This is a genomic window from Stenotrophomonas sp. HMWF003 (assembly GCF_003061285.1).
Lineage (GTDB): Bacteria > Pseudomonadota > Gammaproteobacteria > Xanthomonadales > Xanthomonadaceae > Stenotrophomonas > Stenotrophomonas maltophilia_AP.
Window position 1 is genome coordinate 1 of record NZ_QAIW01000360.1, and the last position, 830, is coordinate 830.

The following is an 830-nucleotide window of genomic DNA, read 5'->3' on the forward strand; positions in this document are numbered from 1 at the left end:
GAGCTACCGCAACCGGGGCGGCCTGCTGGTCCAGTCGCGAGGTCAGGTAGCCCATGCCCACCAGCAGCCCCAGGGTCAGCGACCCCAGCGCGGCGATCGAGATCCGCCGGATCGCCTCGCGGCGGGCCGCATTCTTGACCTGGGCTTCCATGTCGCCGGGCAGGTACGGCTGCAGCAGCGGCCACAGCAGGTGCCCGTCAAGCACCTCCACGCCTTGCTTCTCGGCGGCCACGCGGCCATCGCGCTCGACCATGCCTTCGGTGATCAGAATGCCACCGCGGGCTCCGGCCAGCCGTGCGGCGGCGCCCAGTTCGTTCACCGCCGCGGTGCCAATGCGGTAGGCGCGGCCATGCTTGCACGACAGCAGCCAGCGGTGCTGGGCGTCGTGCATGAGGAAATCGCTGCGCGGCTCGCGGCTGTCGTCCACCTCGCCAGGCACGTCCTGCAGCCCACGCTGCTCGCGCATGGCGCGCCGGACGATCTCGGAAAAGTCACGCCAATGCATGCCAGCCAGGGCGTTGAGCCCAAGCCGGGTCTCCTTGCGGCGGCGCTTCACCAGCCAGAACCAGGCGGCGGCAAGCGTCCAGACAATGAGGGCCAACAGTAAAGCCAGAATCCAGGAGAACATGAGGCGCTAGAGATGAACACGGATGTGCGATTGACAGTTTATATGCGCTCGCAGGCGTCTGCGGGGGCACTTCAATCCGAACCGTCGGAAGTCTGCGCCCCAGCCGGTGACGGACGTCTCACTTTCGAGCAGCAGACACAGAAAACCCGCCAATCCGTAGCCGTGAGGGGAGGGAACAAACGGCGAAGAAGCGATTGGCGGG

General features: G+C 66.7%; 1 protein-coding gene. It reads right to left on the reverse strand.

Going from position 1 to position 830, the window contains the following annotated elements:
- On the reverse strand, nt 1-628 hold a 628-nt coding region (locus DBR34_RS14665), incomplete at its 3' end, for a restriction endonuclease (protein ID WP_181394026.1).
- Nucleotides 629-830: the final 202 nt, after the last annotated feature.